This window comes from Pseudomonas sp. PAMC25584 (assembly GCF_058135675.1).
On sequence record NZ_CM176870.1, the window covers coordinates 3,406,659 to 3,423,238 of the forward strand.

General features: G+C 59.8%; 17 protein-coding genes. 10 read left to right on the forward strand and 7 right to left on the reverse strand.

The genetic code is table 11. The annotated features are described in order from the left end of the window. Positions 1 to 184 precede the first annotated feature (184 nt). Complete coding sequence (locus ACS5Q8_RS15515) at positions 185 to 796, reverse strand: FMN-dependent NADH-azoreductase (protein ID WP_465159111.1); 612 nt, start codon at positions 794 to 796, stop codon at positions 185 to 187. Between the two features lie 124 nt (positions 797 to 920). Between ACS5Q8_RS15515 and ACS5Q8_RS15520 the strand changes: the two genes are divergently transcribed. After that, the gene (locus ACS5Q8_RS15520) at positions 921 to 1,829 is read left to right on the forward strand and encodes a LysR substrate-binding domain-containing protein (protein WP_426103135.1); all 909 of its coding nucleotides are present in this window, start codon (positions 921 to 923) and stop codon (positions 1,827 to 1,829) included. After that, positions 1,826 to 2,182: an MmcQ/YjbR family DNA-binding protein gene (locus ACS5Q8_RS15525; protein WP_276193207.1), complete on the forward strand. Its 357-nt coding sequence runs from the start codon at positions 1,826 to 1,828 to the stop codon at positions 2,180 to 2,182. Before ACS5Q8_RS15520 ends, ACS5Q8_RS15525 begins: the two co-directional genes overlap by 4 nt. On the opposite strand, the gene ACS5Q8_RS15530 is transcribed toward ACS5Q8_RS15525, so the two are convergent. Next, entirely contained in the window at positions 2,171 to 2,554 is a 384-nt protein-coding gene (locus ACS5Q8_RS15530) for a DUF1294 domain-containing protein (protein ID WP_465159112.1), read from the reverse strand. The genes ACS5Q8_RS15525 and ACS5Q8_RS15530 overlap by 12 nt on opposite strands. After that, positions 2,551 to 3,381 (reverse strand): undecaprenyl-diphosphate phosphatase, encoded by an 831-nt coding sequence (locus tag ACS5Q8_RS15535; RefSeq protein ID WP_247396937.1) that lies wholly within the window; start codon positions 3,379 to 3,381, stop codon positions 2,551 to 2,553. Before ACS5Q8_RS15535 ends, ACS5Q8_RS15530 begins: the two co-directional genes overlap by 4 nt. 229 nt (positions 3,382 to 3,610) lie before the next feature. On the opposite strand from ACS5Q8_RS15535, the gene ACS5Q8_RS15540 reads away from it, so the two are divergent. The 4 genes from ACS5Q8_RS15540 to ACS5Q8_RS15555 all read left to right on the forward strand — a co-directional run bounded on the left by ACS5Q8_RS15540 (position 3,611) and on the right by ACS5Q8_RS15555 (position 7,956). Continuing rightward, a complete protein-coding gene (locus ACS5Q8_RS15540; protein WP_276193209.1) occupies positions 3,611 to 5,245 on the forward strand; it encodes a methyl-accepting chemotaxis protein in 1,635 nt (544 codons plus the stop codon). Between the two features lie 123 nt (positions 5,246 to 5,368). Beyond that, a protein-coding gene (locus ACS5Q8_RS15545) for an IS3 family transposase (protein WP_465159113.1) occupies positions 5,369 to 6,744 on the forward strand; the annotation gives its coding sequence in 2 pieces (ribosomal slippage) (positions 5,369 to 5,869 and positions 5,872 to 6,744; 1,374 coding nt in all). A 130-nt stretch (positions 6,745 to 6,874) separates the two neighbouring features. Next, positions 6,875 to 7,441: a nicotinamide riboside transporter PnuC gene (gene pnuC, locus ACS5Q8_RS15550; RefSeq protein ID WP_276193210.1), complete on the forward strand. Its 567-nt coding sequence runs from the start codon at positions 6,875 to 6,877 to the stop codon at positions 7,439 to 7,441. Beyond that, the gene (locus ACS5Q8_RS15555; RefSeq protein ID WP_247396943.1) at positions 7,438 to 7,956 is read left to right on the forward strand and encodes an AAA family ATPase; all 519 of its coding nucleotides are present in this window, start codon (positions 7,438 to 7,440) and stop codon (positions 7,954 to 7,956) included. Before pnuC ends, ACS5Q8_RS15555 begins: the two co-directional genes overlap by 4 nt. 37 nt (positions 7,957 to 7,993) lie before the next feature. Here ACS5Q8_RS15555 and ggt read toward each other — a convergent pair whose 3' ends face one another. Further along, positions 7,994 to 9,718, reverse strand: a complete 1,725-nt coding sequence (gene ggt, locus ACS5Q8_RS15560; RefSeq protein WP_465159114.1) for a gamma-glutamyltransferase — start codon at positions 9,716 to 9,718, stop codon at positions 7,994 to 7,996. 179 nt (positions 9,719 to 9,897) lie between these two features. Here ggt and ACS5Q8_RS15565 point away from each other — a divergent pair, with 179 nt between their 5' ends. Then, entirely contained in the window at positions 9,898 to 11,043 is a 1,146-nt protein-coding gene (locus ACS5Q8_RS15565; RefSeq protein WP_465159115.1) for a MalY/PatB family protein, read from the forward strand. Between the two features lie 54 nt (positions 11,044 to 11,097). Here the strand turns inward: ACS5Q8_RS15565 and ACS5Q8_RS15570 are convergent, their stop codons facing one another. The 3 genes from ACS5Q8_RS15570 to ACS5Q8_RS15580 form a co-directional block, all read right to left on the reverse strand. Further along, complete coding sequence (locus tag ACS5Q8_RS15570) at positions 11,098 to 11,313, reverse strand: TOBE domain-containing protein (protein ID WP_003173733.1); 216 nt, start codon at positions 11,311 to 11,313, stop codon at positions 11,098 to 11,100. 168 nt (positions 11,314 to 11,481) lie between these two features. Beyond that, positions 11,482 to 12,402, reverse strand: coding sequence for a FecR domain-containing protein (locus ACS5Q8_RS15575; protein ID WP_426103145.1), 921 nt, complete (start codon positions 12,400 to 12,402; stop codon positions 11,482 to 11,484). After that, positions 12,399 to 12,917, reverse strand: coding sequence for a sigma-70 family RNA polymerase sigma factor (locus ACS5Q8_RS15580; protein ID WP_443694196.1), 519 nt, complete (start codon positions 12,915 to 12,917; stop codon positions 12,399 to 12,401). The genes ACS5Q8_RS15575 and ACS5Q8_RS15580 overlap by 4 nt, the downstream gene beginning before the upstream one ends. Positions 12,918 to 13,276: 359 nt before the next feature. Between ACS5Q8_RS15580 and ACS5Q8_RS15585 the strand changes: the two genes are divergently transcribed. The 3 genes from ACS5Q8_RS15585 to ACS5Q8_RS15595 all read left to right on the forward strand — a co-directional run bounded on the left by ACS5Q8_RS15585 (position 13,277) and on the right by ACS5Q8_RS15595 (position 16,546). Next, positions 13,277 to 14,527, forward strand: coding sequence for a ribonucleotide-diphosphate reductase subunit beta (locus ACS5Q8_RS15585; RefSeq protein WP_465159116.1), 1,251 nt, complete (start codon positions 13,277 to 13,279; stop codon positions 14,525 to 14,527). Between the two features lie 53 nt (positions 14,528 to 14,580). Then, entirely contained in the window at positions 14,581 to 15,069 is a 489-nt protein-coding gene (locus tag ACS5Q8_RS15590; protein WP_465159117.1) for a DUF1289 domain-containing protein, read from the forward strand. Between the two features lie 101 nt (positions 15,070 to 15,170). Next, a protein-coding gene (locus ACS5Q8_RS15595) for an IS3 family transposase (RefSeq protein ID WP_465159113.1) occupies positions 15,171 to 16,546 on the forward strand; the annotation gives its coding sequence in 2 pieces (ribosomal slippage) (positions 15,171 to 15,671 and positions 15,674 to 16,546; 1,374 coding nt in all). The last annotated feature ends 34 nt before the right edge of the window (positions 16,547 to 16,580 follow it).

The window sequence follows — 16,580 nt, forward strand, 5'->3', positions numbered from 1 at the left end:
GATGTCCATGGTTCTGGGTACTCGCACCGAGTGATAAACCCATGCGTGCATAACCTGGGCCAAAGTATAGACAGCGCGTCAACGAAAAAACTCCGTACTCCGGTCGCGTTCAGGCGAGCAGAATACAGAGTTTAGGCGCCCGGCTTCAGATTGAAACCGAGCAACAGCGAAATTTACACAAGCCTTACGCGGCGGCGAACAATTGTTCGTTGATGACAACGTTGGCGTCGCTCAGGGACTTGCTGCGGAACTCATCGCCATACGCCAGGCCGTGGGCGCGGACGAATTCGATGTCGGTGATACCGAGGAAGCCCAGCATCACTTTCAAGTATTCCTCGTGGGCCACGCCCGTTGCCTGGCCAACATGCAGGCCACCGGAAGTGGAGACGATGATGACTTTCTTGTTGCCGCACAGGCCTTCCGGGCCGGCTTCGGTGTAGCGGAAGGTCTGGCCGGCCACGGCAATGCGGTCGATCCAGGCTTTGAGCTGGGACGGGATGGTGAAGTTGTACATCGGCGCGGCCAGGACCACGGCGTCGGCGGCGAGGAATTCAGCCAGGGTCGACGCGCTGAGGTCGGCTTCGCGCTGCTGCGCAGCGTCGCGCAATTCGGCTGGCGTGCCCAATGCAGCCAAGGTGGTGCCAGAGAAGTGGTTGATGCCTTCGTTGGCCAGGTCACGGTAAGTCACTTCCACACCCGGCTCGGCCGCTTGCCAGGCCTTGACCACGCCGGCACTGAGCTGGCGCGAAGCCGAGTTGTCGCCGAGGATGCTGGAATCGATATGCAACAGTTTCATGGGGAAGCTCCAAATAGGGTCAGCGGTGCGGATTAGATGGTGTTAAGCCTACGCATGAAACCAATAGCCGATAAGATAGTTAAAATGCGATAGTTCGTCCTATCGACAGGACAATAGGCCAGCCATGCAAGACCTCAATGACCTCTACTATTTCGCCAAAGTCGTGGAAGCCGGCGGCTTCGCGGCGGCCGGTCGCCTGCTGGGGATTCCCAAATCGCGGCTGTCGCGGCGCATTGCCGAGCTGGAAGCACGCCTTGGCGCGCGCCTGCTGCAACGCACCACCCGGCAACTGACCCTGACCGCCGTCGGCGAGCGTTATCTGCGCCATTGCCAGGCGATGCTGCTGGAAGCGGAAATGGCCGATGAGGCCGTCGCCAGCATGTCCAGCGAACCCCGTGGGCGGCTGCGGGTGAGCTGCCCGGTGGGCTTGGCCCAGAATATCCTGCCGGAGCTAGTCGCCGGTTTTCTCGCTGCCCACCCCCTGGTCCAGATGGAAATGACCCTGGTCAACCGTCGGGTCGACCTGGTGGCCGAGGGCATTGACGTGGCGTTGCGTGTGCGCGAGCTCGGCGACGAAGACCCTCTGCTGGTCACCAAGCGTCTGCGCCAGGCCCAGACGCTGCTGGTCGCCAGCCCGGACCTCATGCGTGGCCGACAAGTCGATAGTCTCGACGACCTCAAGCAATTGCCGGTGCTTGGCGCCTTGGAAGCCGACCGCATGGTCCACCTGCGCCTGCTCGATCCCCAAGGCAACGCCGAAGACCTGGTGATGGAAGCCCGCCTGGGCATCGATGATTTCATCGTGCGCAAAACCAGCGCACTCAAGGGCCTGGGCTTTACCGTGCTGCCGATGATGTACTGCGAAGAAGAGCTGGCCAGCGGCCAACTGGTGCAACTGCTGCCGCAATGGTCGCTGCCGGGGGGCTGGTTGCAGGCCGTGTACCCACATCGCCGTGGCGTGCTACCGGCGATTCGCGCCTGGATCGATTATCTGGAAGAAGGCTTTAATAGCTGTGGAGACCGCCTGTTATGAGCATGACCGAAGAACAAGTGGCGCACTTCTGCCTGAGCCTGCCCGGCGCGCGGGAGGACTACAAATGGGGTGGCGTGCGGGTGTTTTCGATTGCCGGCAACAAGATGTTCGCCGTGCAGAATCTACGAGGCGACTCGTTGGCGTTCAAGGTCGACAAGGAACTGTTCCTGGGCCATGTGGACCGGCCGGGCATCCACCCGGCGCCGTACCTGGCACGCGCGCAGTGGATCATCATGAACACGCCCTACCCGTTGGGCGCCGAGGAATTGCGTGGCCTGTTGCAGCGCTCCCACCAGTTGGTGGTGAGCAAGTTGCCCAAGCGCACGCAGATCGGGTTGTTGCTAGAGGACTGACCACAGCGTGCCGCTGAGGAACAACTGGTCAAGCCAAAACAACTGGTGCAACAGCACGACCACCCAGAACAGCACCTGATAAGACACCTTGCGCGTCTTGTGCCGGAACACCTGCTGGGCAATCAGCGCCCCCGGCCAACCGCCCGCCAGCTCGACGGCGTGCAGGATGTTTTCCGGGATGCGCCGAGCATCGGTGCGCGCCTTGCGCTTGTCGCTCCAGTACAGGAAAAACGCGATCACGCTGACCACGCCATAGGCCACCAGCGGCATCACGGTCTCGCCGCGATGCCACACCAATACCGAGCCCACTAACGGCGCCGCGCATAACAGCGCAAAGATCAGCGCCTTCAGGCGCGGGTGCTGAATCATCATGCCTTGGCCGCAGCCCAGTCGATCCAGCCGAACTGCCAGGTCGCCAGGATCAGCAAGCCGAATGCAATCCGATACCAGGCAAACGCTGCGTAGCTATGGCTGGCGATGAACTTGAGCAGGCCCTTGACCGCAATCATCGCGAAGATGAACGAGGTAACAAACCCGAGGGCGAACACTGGCAGGTCCGCCGGCTGGAACAGGTCGCGGTACTTATAGCCCGAGTACACCGCCGCACCGACCATGGTCGGCATGGCCAGGAAGAACGAAAACTCGGTGGCGGTCTTGCGCGACAGGCCGAACAGCAGGCCGCCGATGATGGTCGAGCCCGAGCGCGAGGTGCCCGGAATCATCGCCAGGCACTGGGCAAAGCCAACCTTGAGCGCGTCCTTCCAGGTGATCTCATCGACAGTTTCGGCATGCACTTCATGCTGGCGACGCTCCGCCCACAACATCACGATGCCGCCCAACACCAATGCAGTGGCGACGGTGATCGGGTTGAACAGGTAGTGGTGAATCAGGTCGGCGAAAATCACCCCCAGCACCACGGCCGGCAGGAACGCAATCAGCAGGTTGACGGTAAATCGCTGCGCATTGCGCTGGGTCGGCAAGCCGGTGACCACGTCGAGGATCTTGCGCCGAAACTCCCAGACCACCGCCAAAATCGCGCCGAGCTGAATGATGATATTGAACGCCATGGCGCGTTCGCCGCCAAAGTCGAGCAAGTCGGCGACGATAATCTGGTGGCCAGTACTGGAGATCGGCAGAAATTCAGTCAGCCCTTCTACCACGCCGAGTATCAACGCCTGTGCGGCGGTCCACAAATCCATACTTCCCCCAAAGGTCTTGCTCTACGGCAAGCCTCGTTAGTCTTTTTAATGATTCACTGACGATGAGCACACTAAAGGCCCGGTGTTGATATTCAACGCCGGTCTGCAAAAATTCCGTGAAAAATCAGGCAGTACTCAGGTTTTTCGATTTCAGGCCGAAAGCCTATCAGACAAGGCGTAAAAGTCGATGCAACGCCGAGAATTATAAAAAGCACGGAGTGACAGGACGATGAACAGTTTGCGCAATATGTCGATCAGCCGCCGTCTCTGGCTGATCCTGGTAGTCGCCGTGCTGATGCTGTTGACCCTGGGTTTGCTGATGCTCAAGCAGATCCATGGCGACCTCTATCAAGCCAAAAGCCTGCAGACCCAGCACGTCGTACAGACCGCCAGTGGAATCCTGACGTTTTATCACAGCCTCGAAACCAGCGGCGTCATGACCCGTGAAGCGGCACAGAAACAAGCGCTGAGCGCGGTGCGTGGCCTGCGCTATAACCACGACGACTACTTCTGGATCAACGACCTGACGCCGGTGATGATCATGCACCCGGCCAACCCCAAGCTCGATGGTCAGAACCTCTCGTCGATTCGCGACCCGAACGGCTTTGCGATATTCAACGAGTTCGTGAGCCTGGCCAAGGCCAAGGGTGCCGGTGTCATCAATTACAGCTGGCCGAAGCCGGGTGCTGAAGCGCCGGTGAAAAAAACCTCGTATATCCAGTTGTTCGAGCCGTGGGGCTGGATCATCGGCTCCGGCGTGTATGTGGATGACGTGCAAGCCGAATTCAACGTGCAAGTGTGGAAAGCCTCGGGTATCGGCCTGGGCATCGCCGTGGTCATGGCCCTGCTGGTCTCGTTGATTGTGCGCAGCATCGTGCGCCCGCTGCAGGCGGCCGTGAACGCCATGGCCAATATCGCCAGCGGCGAGAGCGACCTGACTCGCAGCCTCGACACCCATGGCCGCGACGAAGTCACTCAACTGTCCCAGCACTTCAACAACTTCACCGCCAAGCTGCGCCAGGTCGTCGGCCAGTTGCAGATGTGCGCCACTGCGCTGGGCCAGTCGTCCACGGAGATGGGCAACAACGCCAGCCAGGCCCATGACCGCAGCCAGCAACAGTCGCAGCAGATGGAACTGGTGGCCACCGCAATCAATGAAGTCACCTACGGCGTGCAGGACGTGGCCAAGAACGCCGAGCACGCCGCCAGCGAAATGCGCGACGCCCAGGCCCAGGCCGTGCAGGGCCAGGTGAACATCGACAGCAGTTTGCAGCAGATCGACCAACTGTCCACCACCATCAGCCAGGCCGTGGAGGTGATTCGTACCCTGTCGAGCGAAAGCACGCAGATTGGTGGCGTACTCGAAGTGATCCGCTCCATTGCCGACCAGACCAACCTGCTCGCCCTCAACGCCGCCATCGAAGCCGCGCGTGCCGGTGAGCAAGGACGCGGGTTTGCGGTGGTGGCGGACGAAGTGCGGCTGCTGGCCCAACGCACGCAGAAATCCACCGCTGAAATCCAGGCCATGATCGAGCGCCTGCAAGGTCACTCGGAAGCGGCGGTCAAGGTCATCAGCGACAGCCACAGCGCTTCGCAGTTGACCATCGAACAGGCCGGCCAGGCCGGTGCCAGCCTCACCGCCATCGGTCAGGCCCTGCTCAATCTCAATGGCCTGAACGCCTCGATCGCCAGCGCCACCCTGCAACAGGCCCACGTGGTCGAGGACATCAACCAGAACGTGACCCAGGCCGCCGGGTTATCCCACAGCACGGCCGTGGCGGCGGAACAGTCCAGCGTAGCCAGCGCGCACTTGCGCGGGTTGAGCGAGCAACTCGACAGCCTGCTGCGTCAGTTCAAGATCTGACGCAGCTCACCATGTGGGAGGGGGTTTGCCCCCGATAGCGGTGGGTCAGCTGCAAATATGCTGACTGATACACTGAAGTGCGCCCCAGAAGTTGGACACCCATCCAACTCCTGGGGCTTTTTCATGAGCAAGTACACAACGCAGTTCAAGCTTTCCGCCATTACCGCCTTCCTGGAACGAGGCCGAGGCTTTCGCCATATTGCTGCTCGATTTCAAATGGACCCCACTTTACTTCGCCGTTGGGTGGAAGCTTACCGGCTGCACGGTGAGGCCAGTCTGAGTAGTACCGGTGGACGTTACAGTGCTTTGTTCAAGTTCTCCGTTCTGCAACGCATGTGGCGTGACTCCCTTTCTTTTCGCCGCGCAGCGGCACTCTTCAATCTGGGTGACTCTACCCAAGTGGGCAGATGGCAGCAGCAGTATTACAGTGGCGGTATTGAAGCCCTGGCCTCAGGGGAAAAAGGATCGAATACCGCTATGTCCAAGCTACCTGCTAAACCTCGAAAAACGGCCATTCCACTCACCGACCAAGAACGTGCTCACAAGGCTTTACTTGATGAACTCCAGTATTTGCGCATGGAGAACGCCTACCTAAAAAAGCTTGGGGAGTTAGGCGAGGCAGTGATGAGGCGCGAGAAAGAAGCGAAGAAAAAGCCCAATTAGTCTCTGAGTTGAGGCACAGCTTCCCCTTGGACCATTTGCTCAAGCTGGCTGGGCTCGCCCGCAGCACGTACTACTACCAACTCAAGGCGATGGACGGAGCAGACCGGTTCGTTTCGCTAAAAGCCTCTATCCAGAGCCTTCAAGACGAGCATAAGGGGCGATTCGGCTATCGCCGTATGACTTTAGCTCTGCGGAGCGACGGACAGTTGATCAACAGTAAAACTGTGCGGCGACTGATGGGGGAGTTGAGTCTGAAATGTACGGTGCGACCGAAGAAATACAGATCGTATCGAGGACCAATGGGAGAAGTATCGCCTAACATCCTGGCTCGTCAGTTCGAGGCTGAGCAACCGAATCAGAAATGGGTAACGGATGTCACCGAGTTCAAAGTGGCAGGCGAAAAGCTATATCTGTCTCCAGTTTTAGACTTGTACAACGGAGAAATTGTGGCCTATCAAACCGCCACGCGCCCCCAATATGCCCTGGTGGGCGACATGCTGGAACAAGCTCTTGAGCGCTTGCCTGAGGGCGTCAAGCCCATGTTGCACTCGGATCAAGGTTGGCACTATCGATACCCGAAGTACCGGGATCGACTAGAAAAAGCAGGGTTGGAACAGAGCATGTCACGCAGAGGAAACTGCTATGACAACGCCACAATGGAGAGCTTCTTCGGCACGTTGAAGTCAGAGTTTTACTACCGGGAAAGCTTCGAGAGTGTGGCTCAGTTGCAGGCTGGACTGGCTGAATACATCCATTACTACAACCATAAGCGAATCAAAACGAAACTTGGCGGACTGAGCCCTGTAGCGTACAGAGCCAGGTCCGCTGTAGCCTAACAATCACTGTCCAACTTTTGGGGCGCACTTCACACCGTTATCGGGGGCAAGCCCCCTCCCACATTTGCCTTCCTGTGTTTTGAAGATTGGTTACAATCCCCGCCCTCTCCCTCTCTCCCAAGGAACCGCCATGTCCGGGCTTGAACTGTTCGCCGCCGCGCTGGGGGTGATCGCTGTCTGGCTGACGGTCAAACAAAACCCCTGGTGCTGGCCCATCGGCCTGGTCATGGTGTTGCTCTACACCTGGGTGTTCTACGACGTGAAACTCTATTCCGACATGCTGTTGCAGGTGGTCTATGCCGCCCTGCAAGTCTACGGCTGGTGGCAGTGGACCCGACGCGCCGGGGACATCACGCCAGGGCGCCAAGTCACCAGCCTGGGCTGGCCCGCGATCATGACCAGCCTGGCTATGGGCGCAGTCGGCAGCCTGTTGCTCGGCGCCGCGATGGCCCACTGGACCGACGCTGCCCAACCCTGGCTCGACGCTGCCCTCACCGGCTTCAGCCTGGTGGCGCAGATGTGGATGGCGCAAAAGCGCGTGCAGTGCTGGGCATTGTGGATTGCCGTGGATGTGATTTTCGTCGGGCTGTTCCTCTACAAAGGCCTCTACCTCACCGCCGCACTCTACGCGCTGTTCACCCTGATCGCCGTGCAAGGCTGGCGTGAATGGCGCGCCGACCCGGCGTTGCGCGCATGAAGGTGGTGGTGTTGGCCGGCCCCGAATCGAGCGGAAAAAGCTGGCTGGCCGCGCAGTTGCAAGCGCACTTTGGCGGGCTGATGGTGGGCGAATACGTGCGGCATTTCATCGACCACCATCAGCGTGACACCACGCTGGCCGATATCCCGGCCATCGCCCGTGGTCAACTGGCCTGGGAAGATGCCGCCCGCGCCGAGCGCCCTGCACTGCTGATCCTCGACACGCACCTGCTGACCAACAAACTCTGGAGCCAGACCCTGTTCGGCGACTACCCGACGTGGCTTGACGATGAACTGCTGGCGCGCCACTACGACTTGCACCTGCTGCTGTCCCCTGAAGACGTGGAATGGACGGCCGACGGCCAGCGTTGCCAACCGGAATTGGCGGATCGTCGGGCATTTTTCCAGGGCAGCCAGGATTGGATGCAGCAGCATCAACAGGCCGTGGTGGTGATCAGGGGAAATTGGGAAGAGCGCCGCGTCAAAGCCTTCGCGGCGGTCAAACAAATACTGTAGGAGCGAGCTTGCTCGCTCCTACAGTAGATTGCAGCGTTTAGTAGCCCAGCGACAGGCCGGTATTGCGACGCGGGTCATTCGCGCCGTAGAAACGATTGTTGCCAACCGGCTTGCCACCCAGTGACGGTGCGCCCACCAGGATCGCCGCCAAGTGGTTGGCATCCTGTGGCCCGGCGAACTTGTGGCCAAAGCTTTCGAGGATCTTCTGGGTATCCGGGCTGACCGCGAAGGTCTCGAGGTTGGTGGTGTCCGGCATCCACTGCTGGTGGAAGCGCGGCGCGTCGACGGCCTCCTGGATGTTCATCTTGTAGTCGATGACGTTGAGAATCGTCAGCAAGGTCGCCGTAATAATGCGACTGCCGCCCGGCGTACCGACCACCATCACCGCCTTGCCATCCTTGGTCACGATAGTCGGGCTCATCGACGACAGCGGGGCCTTGCCCGGCGCAATGGCGTTGGCTTCACCCTGGACCAGCCCGTACATGTTCGGCACACCGACCTTGACGGTGAAGTCGTCCATTTCATCGTTGAGAATCACCCCGGTTTTGCTCGCCATCACCCCGGCACCAAACCAGTCGTTGAGGGTGTAGGTCACCGAGACCGCGTTGCCCCACTTGTCGACGATGGAATAGTGGGTGGTGTTGTTGCCTTCATGGGGCGCTACACCCGGCTTGATCGCCTGGGAGTCGCCGGCCTTGTTCGGATCGATTGCGTCACGCAGTTTCGTTGCGTAGTTTCTGTCCAGCAGGTGTTCGATCGGGTTCTTGACGAAGTCCGGATCGCCGAGATAGCTGTTGCGGTCCACATACGCGTGGCGCATGGCTTCGATCTGGTAGTGCAGGCCCTGGGCCGAGTGGTAGCCCAGGTCCGCCATCGGGTAGCCTTCGAGGATGTTCATGATCTGGCAGATCACCACGCCACCGGAGCTCGGCGGCGGTGCCGAAACCACGTGGTAGCCACGGTAGTCGCACTCGATGGGCGCCAGTTCGCGGGTCTTGTATTTGTCGAGGTCGGCCTGGGTGATGATGCCTTTGCCGGCCTGGCTGGAATCCACCAGTGCCTTGGCAACCCAACCTTTATAGAAACCGTCGCGGCCCTTGGCCGAGATTTCCTTGAGAGTCTTGGCCAGGTCTTTCTGCACCAGCTTCTGGCCGACCTGCAGCGGCTGGCCGTTGTGCAGGAAGATAGCCCGCAGGTCCTTGTCTTTTTCGAACTCACCGGTGGCGGTGTGCAGCAGCTCGATATCGCCCTGCTCCAGCGCGAAGCCGTTTTCCGCCAGCTTGATCGCCGGGGCAATCACCTGGGCGCGCTTGAGAGTGCCGTATTTGCTCAGGGCCAGTTCCATGCCGGACACGGTGCCGGGAACGCCGACGGCCAGGTGGCCCTTGGCGCTCAGGCCTTCGACGACGTTGCCGGCCTTGTCCAGGTACATGTCGGCGGTGGCCGCCAGCGGGGCTTTTTCGCGGAAGTCGAGGAAGGTCTTGCGCCCGTCGGCCAGTTGCACGGTCATGAAGCCGCCGCCGCCCAGGTTACCCGCCGCCGGGTACACCACCGCCAGCGCATAGCCCACGGCCACGGCGGCATCCACCGCGTTGCCGCCGGCCTTGAGTACATCCACGCCGACATGCGTGGCCAGATGCTGGGCCGTGACCACCATGTCATTTTCACCGGCCACCGGGGCCTGGGAGGCAGCTTGCACACCGCTGACCGTCAACACCAGGGCGGTGGCAATCAAAGTACGGCTGAAGGGTTGGTATTTCATCCTTGGCTACTCGGGTGATTGAGATGCACCAAAATAGCCCGACTCGGATGTAATCCCCAGCGCAATGCCGTTTTTAGACAGAACCTGTCGGTCACGGAACGATTCAGCGCTGGCCTAGGCGACCAATGACGCTAGAATCAGCGCCATTCTTCGCCTGACTCCCTGACACGAGCGCCCCCATGAGTTTTGATTTCGACACGATCCACCCACGCCTCGGCACCGGCAGTACCAAGTGGAACCGTTACCCGCAAGACGTGTTGCCGATGTGGATCGCCGACATGGACATCGCCGCGCCACCCGCCGTGCTTAAGGCCCTGCACCAACGCCTCGACCAGCAAATTCTCGGCTACAGCGTGGCCGGCCCGGACGTGCGCGAGGCCATCGTCGCCGATCTGTGGGCCAAGTACGCCTGGCGCGTGCAGCCAGACGAGCTGCTGTTCCTGCCGGGCGTAGAACCCGGTTTCAACATGGCGCTGCATGCCTTTGTGCAGCCCGGCCAACCGGTGGTGCTGCAAACTCCCAACTATCGCCCGATTCGCCTGGCGCCCGGAAACTGGAACCTGCCGCGCATCGAAGTGCCGTTCGCGCTGATCAACGCTGAGTACATCACGCCAATGCCTCTGTTGCGCCAGGCGCTAACAGGTGCTGGCGCATTGTTGCTGAGCAACCCGCATAACCCGATGGGCAAAGTCTTCCCCCGCGAAGAACTGCTGGCCGTGGCCAATGCCTGCCTGGAACAGGGCGCGCTGATCATCAGCGATGAAATCCACGCCGAGTTGTGCTTCGACGGTCGTCGCCATATCCCCACCGCCAGCCTCAGCCCGGAAATCGCGCAGCGCACCATCACCTTGATGTCCGCGAGCAAGGCCTACAACGTAGCTGGCTTGAAGACCTGTTTTGCCGTGGTGCAAAACGCCGCAGTGCGCGAGCGCTTCAACCAGGCGCGCTGCGGCATGGTCGACAGCGTCAGCCCCCTGGGCCTGGAAGCCACCCGCGCGGCCTACAGCCAATGCAGCGAATGGCTCGAGGCGTTGGTGCAGTACCTGCAAGCCAACCGCGACTACCTGCTCGACGCGGTAAAAAACCGCCTGCCCGGCGTGGTCATGCACGCGCCCCAAGGCACCTTTCTGGCGTGGCTGGATTGCAGCGCCCTGGGCCTGGACGACCCGCAACAGTTCTTCCTTGAACAGGCCAAGGTCGGTTTGAGCGCGGGGATTGAATTCGGCGATGACAGCCAGCAGTTCGTGCGCCTGAACTTCGGCTGCCCGCGGGCGTTGCTGGAAGAGGGTCTGCAGCGTATGGAACGTGCGCTGCGCCAGCGCTAGGGCGCGGCCTCGGCAGAATGCATGTGGGAGCGGCGCTCCCACATCAGGTCGGCGTCACAGTTTGGCGATCGAGACTTCGGTGGACTTCACAAAGGCAATCACTTCGCTGCCGACTTTCAATTCCAGGTCACGCACCGAACGGGTGGTGATCACCGAGGTGACGATGCCGGACGCGGTTTGCACGTCGATTTCGGACACCACTTCCCCCAGCAGAATTTCTTTGATCACGCCCTTGAACTGGTTGCGCACGTTGATCGCTTTAATGGTCATGTCGGCTTTCCTTCTGGCTGTTGGGTCAATCCGCACGAATGCGCAGGCACTCAAAATGCGCCGGCCCAGCAGACATTAAAAGGAATATATAAGCATTTATTTAGACGATACAGATATATACAAGCTCTGGCGTTGCCGATCCTGAAAGGTGTGGTACGTACATCCGATCTAGGCCGGCGCTTTATCCAACGTCACCCAATACCGCGTCCGCGCCTGCACTTCGAGCCCCAGGCTCGAAGCCAGCAACTTGAGGATGCGGTCGGTGTCATCCAGGCGAAAACTGCCCGTCACCCGCAACGTCTCCAGGTTCGGCGCCCAGCGCAACACGCCTGGGCGATAGCGCGCCAGCTCGCGCAGAAAATCCCCCAGCGCCTGGTTCTGTGCGGTCAGCACACCGTCGCGCCAGCCTAGTTGCAGCACATCGAACGGCACCCACGCGCCGAGCCCGTCGGCGCTTAATGGCGCTTGCTGGCCGCCCTGCAACGTCGCCAGTTGCCCGTTCACGTCGCGCACCTGCACGCGGCCCTTGAGCACCGACACCCGGCAGCCGGCGGCCAGTTGGCGCACGCACACCTCGGCCTGACTGACCAATACTTCGCCGTAGCGGGTGCGTAGCGTCATCGCGCGTGCGCCTGGCACGTTCAGCGACAGTTCGCCGTCCACCAGCGTAATGCGCCGTTGCGCCGGGTCCATATCCACGGCCGTGGCGGTATTCAGTTGCAGGCTGCCGCCCTCGGCCAACGGCAGGCGTCTGCGCTCGCCGGTGGCGGTGTGCAGATCGGCGCGCCAGCTATCGATAGGCAACTGGCGGCTGATCAACCAGGCCGCCGGCGCCAGCGCCGCCACGCCCAACGCGCGCTTGAGCAACGCTCGCCGCCCCGCTTGCGGGCGGTCGAGACTGGCCATCGCCAACGCCTGGGGCAACTCGCTGAAACGCTGGCGCAGTGCTTGGGCTTTCTGCCAGGTGTGTTCGTGCTGCGGATGGCTGTCGCGCCAGTGCTGCAACGCGGCGTGATCGCGTTCAGTGGCCGCGCCCGACTCGAGCAGCGCCAGCCATTGAGCGGCCGCGCGCGCAACCTCACGACTCACAGGTCCACCAGCAGGCAATGTTCATAGGCTTGCGCCATGTAACGCTTCACCGTGCGCTCCGACACCTCAAGCCGCTCGGCAATCTCCCGATAGCCCAGGCCCTCCAGCTGACTCCAGAGGAACACCCGGCGCACGCGCACAGGCAAGCCGTCGAGCAATTCATCCAAGGCTTGCAGGGTTTCCAGCACCAGCCAACGCTGCTCGGGAGACGGCACGCAGGCTGGCGGCAGATTCCCCAGTGCCGTCAGATAAGCCTGCTCAAGGCTGCGCCGCTGATGAAAGTTGACCAGCAGGCGCTTGCCTACCGTTACCAGGTAGGCCCGCGGTTCCTGCATCTGCGCGAGCGGCTGGGCGCTGGCGAGCACCCGCACAAAGGTGTCCTGGCTCAGGTCCGCCGCGTCCCAGGCATTGCCCAGGCGCCGACGCAGCCAGCTTTCCAGCCAACTGCGATGGTCGCGATACAGGCTCGACAACGTCGGTTCGGGGGCGTGCGAAGGGACAACAGCATCATTCATGGCAAGCGACCTACGCAGCGCGATTGAGTCTCAAATGAGATTAATTCTATTTAATATCGCAGCGCGACACCATGATCTTTTCAACTGGGTGTTTATACGGGCAACGAAAGCCAGCGAACCCAGGCGTTGTTACCAAAGGCGCGCCTGGCAGCGACCTAAAACCGCACACCTTGTGCGTTGACCATCCGGGTAACACCCCATATAGTGTGCCCACACCAACAAACAACCACTACATAGTGTGCGAATCCGTAAAACGCCGACCACACTATGCGCAGTATTTCAATGCCTTGAAGCCTGCAAATCACCTATTTTTGGACGGGGTCACACGCCGTCAGCACAGACCAGGAAGGAGTATTTCAATGCTGAGTTGGGATGAAGTCGACAACGTAGACACCGGTGCAGCGGTGATCAAAGGCGCCAACGCCGGCCACGCCACCGAAGCCAACATGGACCGCCTCGACGGTGCCGGCGCCGCCGCTGCCATCGAAGCCCGCGCCGTCACCGCCAACGACTCCGCCGCGATCATCCGCGCCAAGGCCGCCCTCGACACACTCGACATCGCCGAAGGCCTCGCCGAACTCGAAGGCGCCTGCGCCCGTGTCGCCGTTGACGAAAAGCGCATGATCAACTGCCGCGCCGACCTCAACCAACTCGTGCCCTTCAAGTACGACTGGGCCTGGCAGAAATACCTCGACGGCTGCGCCAACCACTGGATGCCGCAAGAGGTCAACATGACCGCCGACATCGCCCTGTGGAAAGACCCCGAAGGCCTGACCGACGACGAACGCCGCATCGTCATGCGCAACCTCGGCTTCTTCTCCACCGCCGACTCGCTGGTCGCCAACAACCTGGTCCTGGCCGTGTACCGCCTGATCACCAACCCGGAGTGCCGCCAGTACATCCTGCGCCAGGCCTTCGAAGAAGCGATCCACACCCACGCCTACCAGTACTGCATCGAATCGTTGGCGATGGATGAAGGCGAAATCTTCAACATGTACCACGAGATCCCATCGGTCGCTAAAAAAGCCGCCTGGGGCCTCAAATACACGCGCTCCATCTCCGATCCGAAATTCGAAACCGGCACCGTCGACACCGACAAAGAACTGCTGCGCAACCTGGTCGCCTACTACTGCGTCCTCGAGGGCATCTTCTTCTACTGCGGCTTCACCCAGATCCTGTCCATGGGCCGCCGCAACAAAATGACCGGCGTGGCCGAGCAGTTCCAGTACATCCTGCGCGATGAGTCGATGCACCTGAACTTCGGGATCGACGTGATCAACCAGATCAAAATCGAAAACCCACACCTGTGGGACGCCGAGATGAAAGAAGAAGCGACCCAGATGATCCTGCAAGGGACGCAACTGGAGATCGAATACGCGCGCGACACCATGCCACGCGGAGTACTCGGCATGAACGCGGCGATGATGGAGGACTACCTCAAGTTCATCGCTAACCGTCGTCTGTCGCAGATTGGCTTGAAGGAAGAGTATCCAGGGACGACCAACCCGTTCCCGTGGATGAGCGAGATTATGGATTTGAAGAAAGAGAAGAATTTCTTTGAGACTCGTGTGATCGAGTATCAGACTGGCGGCGCGTTGAGCTGGGACTGATTGAAAAAACGGCCCCTGCAGGGGCCGTGTTGTTTCACCTGCCGATGTTTTTTATGCCCAATCAAACCATCAAGACCCCCTGCGTCGGCCTGTGCTCCACCGTTTACGGTGACCTGGTCTGCCGCGGGTGCAAGCGTTATCACCATGAAGTCATCCAGTGGAATGGTTACAACGCCGAGGAAAAGCACGCCGTGTGGTTGCGCCTTGAGCAACTGCTGGTGCAGGTGATGACCTCCAAGCTGGACGTGTTCGACCCTCAGCGCCTACGCCAGCAACTGGAAAGCCGCAAGATTCGCTTTATGCCGCACCAGTCGCCGTATTGCTGGGCCTACCAGTTGATTGCCCGGGGTGCGCGGGTGATTACCAAGCTTGATGCATATGGCCTGGTGTTGCTGCCGGAGTTTCGCGAGCACAGCCTGGCGGATTTGCGCGATGGGATTGACCGCGAGTTTTTCCTGCTGTCTGAGGCGCATTACCAGCGCTATATCGCCCCCGTGTTCTTGAAAGAGGCCTTTGGGCCAGCCCTGATTGCCACGCTCTAAAACACACCACAACACTAAAATGTGGGAGGGGGCTTGCCCCCGATAGCAGTGTGAAGTGCGCCCCAGAAGTTGGACACCCATCCAACTCCTGGGGCTTTTTCATGAGCAAGTACACAACGCAGTTCAAGCTTTCCGCCATTACCGCCTTCCTGGAACGAGGCCGAGGCTTTCGCCATATTGCTGCTCGATTTCAAATGGACCCCACTTTACTTCGCCGTTGGGTGGAAGCTTACCGGCTGCACGGTGAGGCCAGTCTGAGTAGTACCGGTGGACGTTACAGTGCTTTGTTCAAGTTCTCCGTTCTGCAACGCATGTGGCGTGACTCCCTTTCTTTTCGCCGCGCAGCGGCACTCTTCAATCTGGGTGACTCTACCCAAGTGGGCAGATGGCAGCAGCAGTATTACAGTGGCGGTATTGAAGCCCTGGCCTCAGGGGAAAAAGGATCGAATACCGCTATGTCCAAGCTACCTGCTAAACCTCGAAAAACGGCCATTCCACTCACCGACCAAGAACGTGCTCACAAGGCTTTACTTGATGAACTCCAGTATTTGCGCATGGAGAACGCCTACCTAAAAAAGCTTGGGGAGTTAGGCGAGGCAGTGATGAGGCGCGAGAAAGAAGCGAAGAAAAAGCCCAATTAGTCTCTGAGTTGAGGCACAGCTTCCCCTTGGACCATTTGCTCAAGCTGGCTGGGCTCGCCCGCAGCACGTACTACTACCAACTCAAGGCGATGGACGGAGCAGACCGGTTCGTTTCGCTAAAAGCCTCTATCCAGAGCCTTCAAGACGAGCATAAGGGGCGATTCGGCTATCGCCGTATGACTTTAGCTCTGCGGAGCGACGGACAGTTGATCAACAGTAAAACTGTGCGGCGACTGATGGGGGAGTTGAGTCTGAAATGTACGGTGCGACCGAAGAAATACAGATCGTATCGAGGACCAATGGGAGAAGTATCGCCTAACATCCTGGCTCGTCAGTTCGAGGCTGAGCAACCGAATCAGAAATGGGTAACGGATGTCACCGAGTTCAAAGTGGCAGGCGAAAAGCTATATCTGTCTCCAGTTTTAGACTTGTACAACGGAGAAATTGTGGCCTATCAAACCGCCACGCGCCCCCAATATGCCCTGGTGGGCGACATGCTGGAACAAGCTCTTGAGCGCTTGCCTGAGGGCGTCAAGCCCATGTTGCACTCGGATCAAGGTTGGCACTATCGATACCCGAAGTACCGGGATCGACTAGAAAAAGCAGGGTTGGAACAGAGCATGTCACGCAGAGGAAACTGCTATGACAACGCCACAATGGAGAGCTTCTTCGGCACGTTGAAGTCAGAGTTTTACTACCGGGAAAGCTTCGAGAGTGTGGCTCAGTTGCAGGCTGGACTGGCTGAATACATCCATTACTACAACCATAAGCGAATCAAAACGAAACTTGGCGGACTGAGCCCTGTAGCGTACAGAGCCAGGTCCGCTGTAGCCTAACAATCACTGGTAATCCCCCCATTCCTAAAACTCA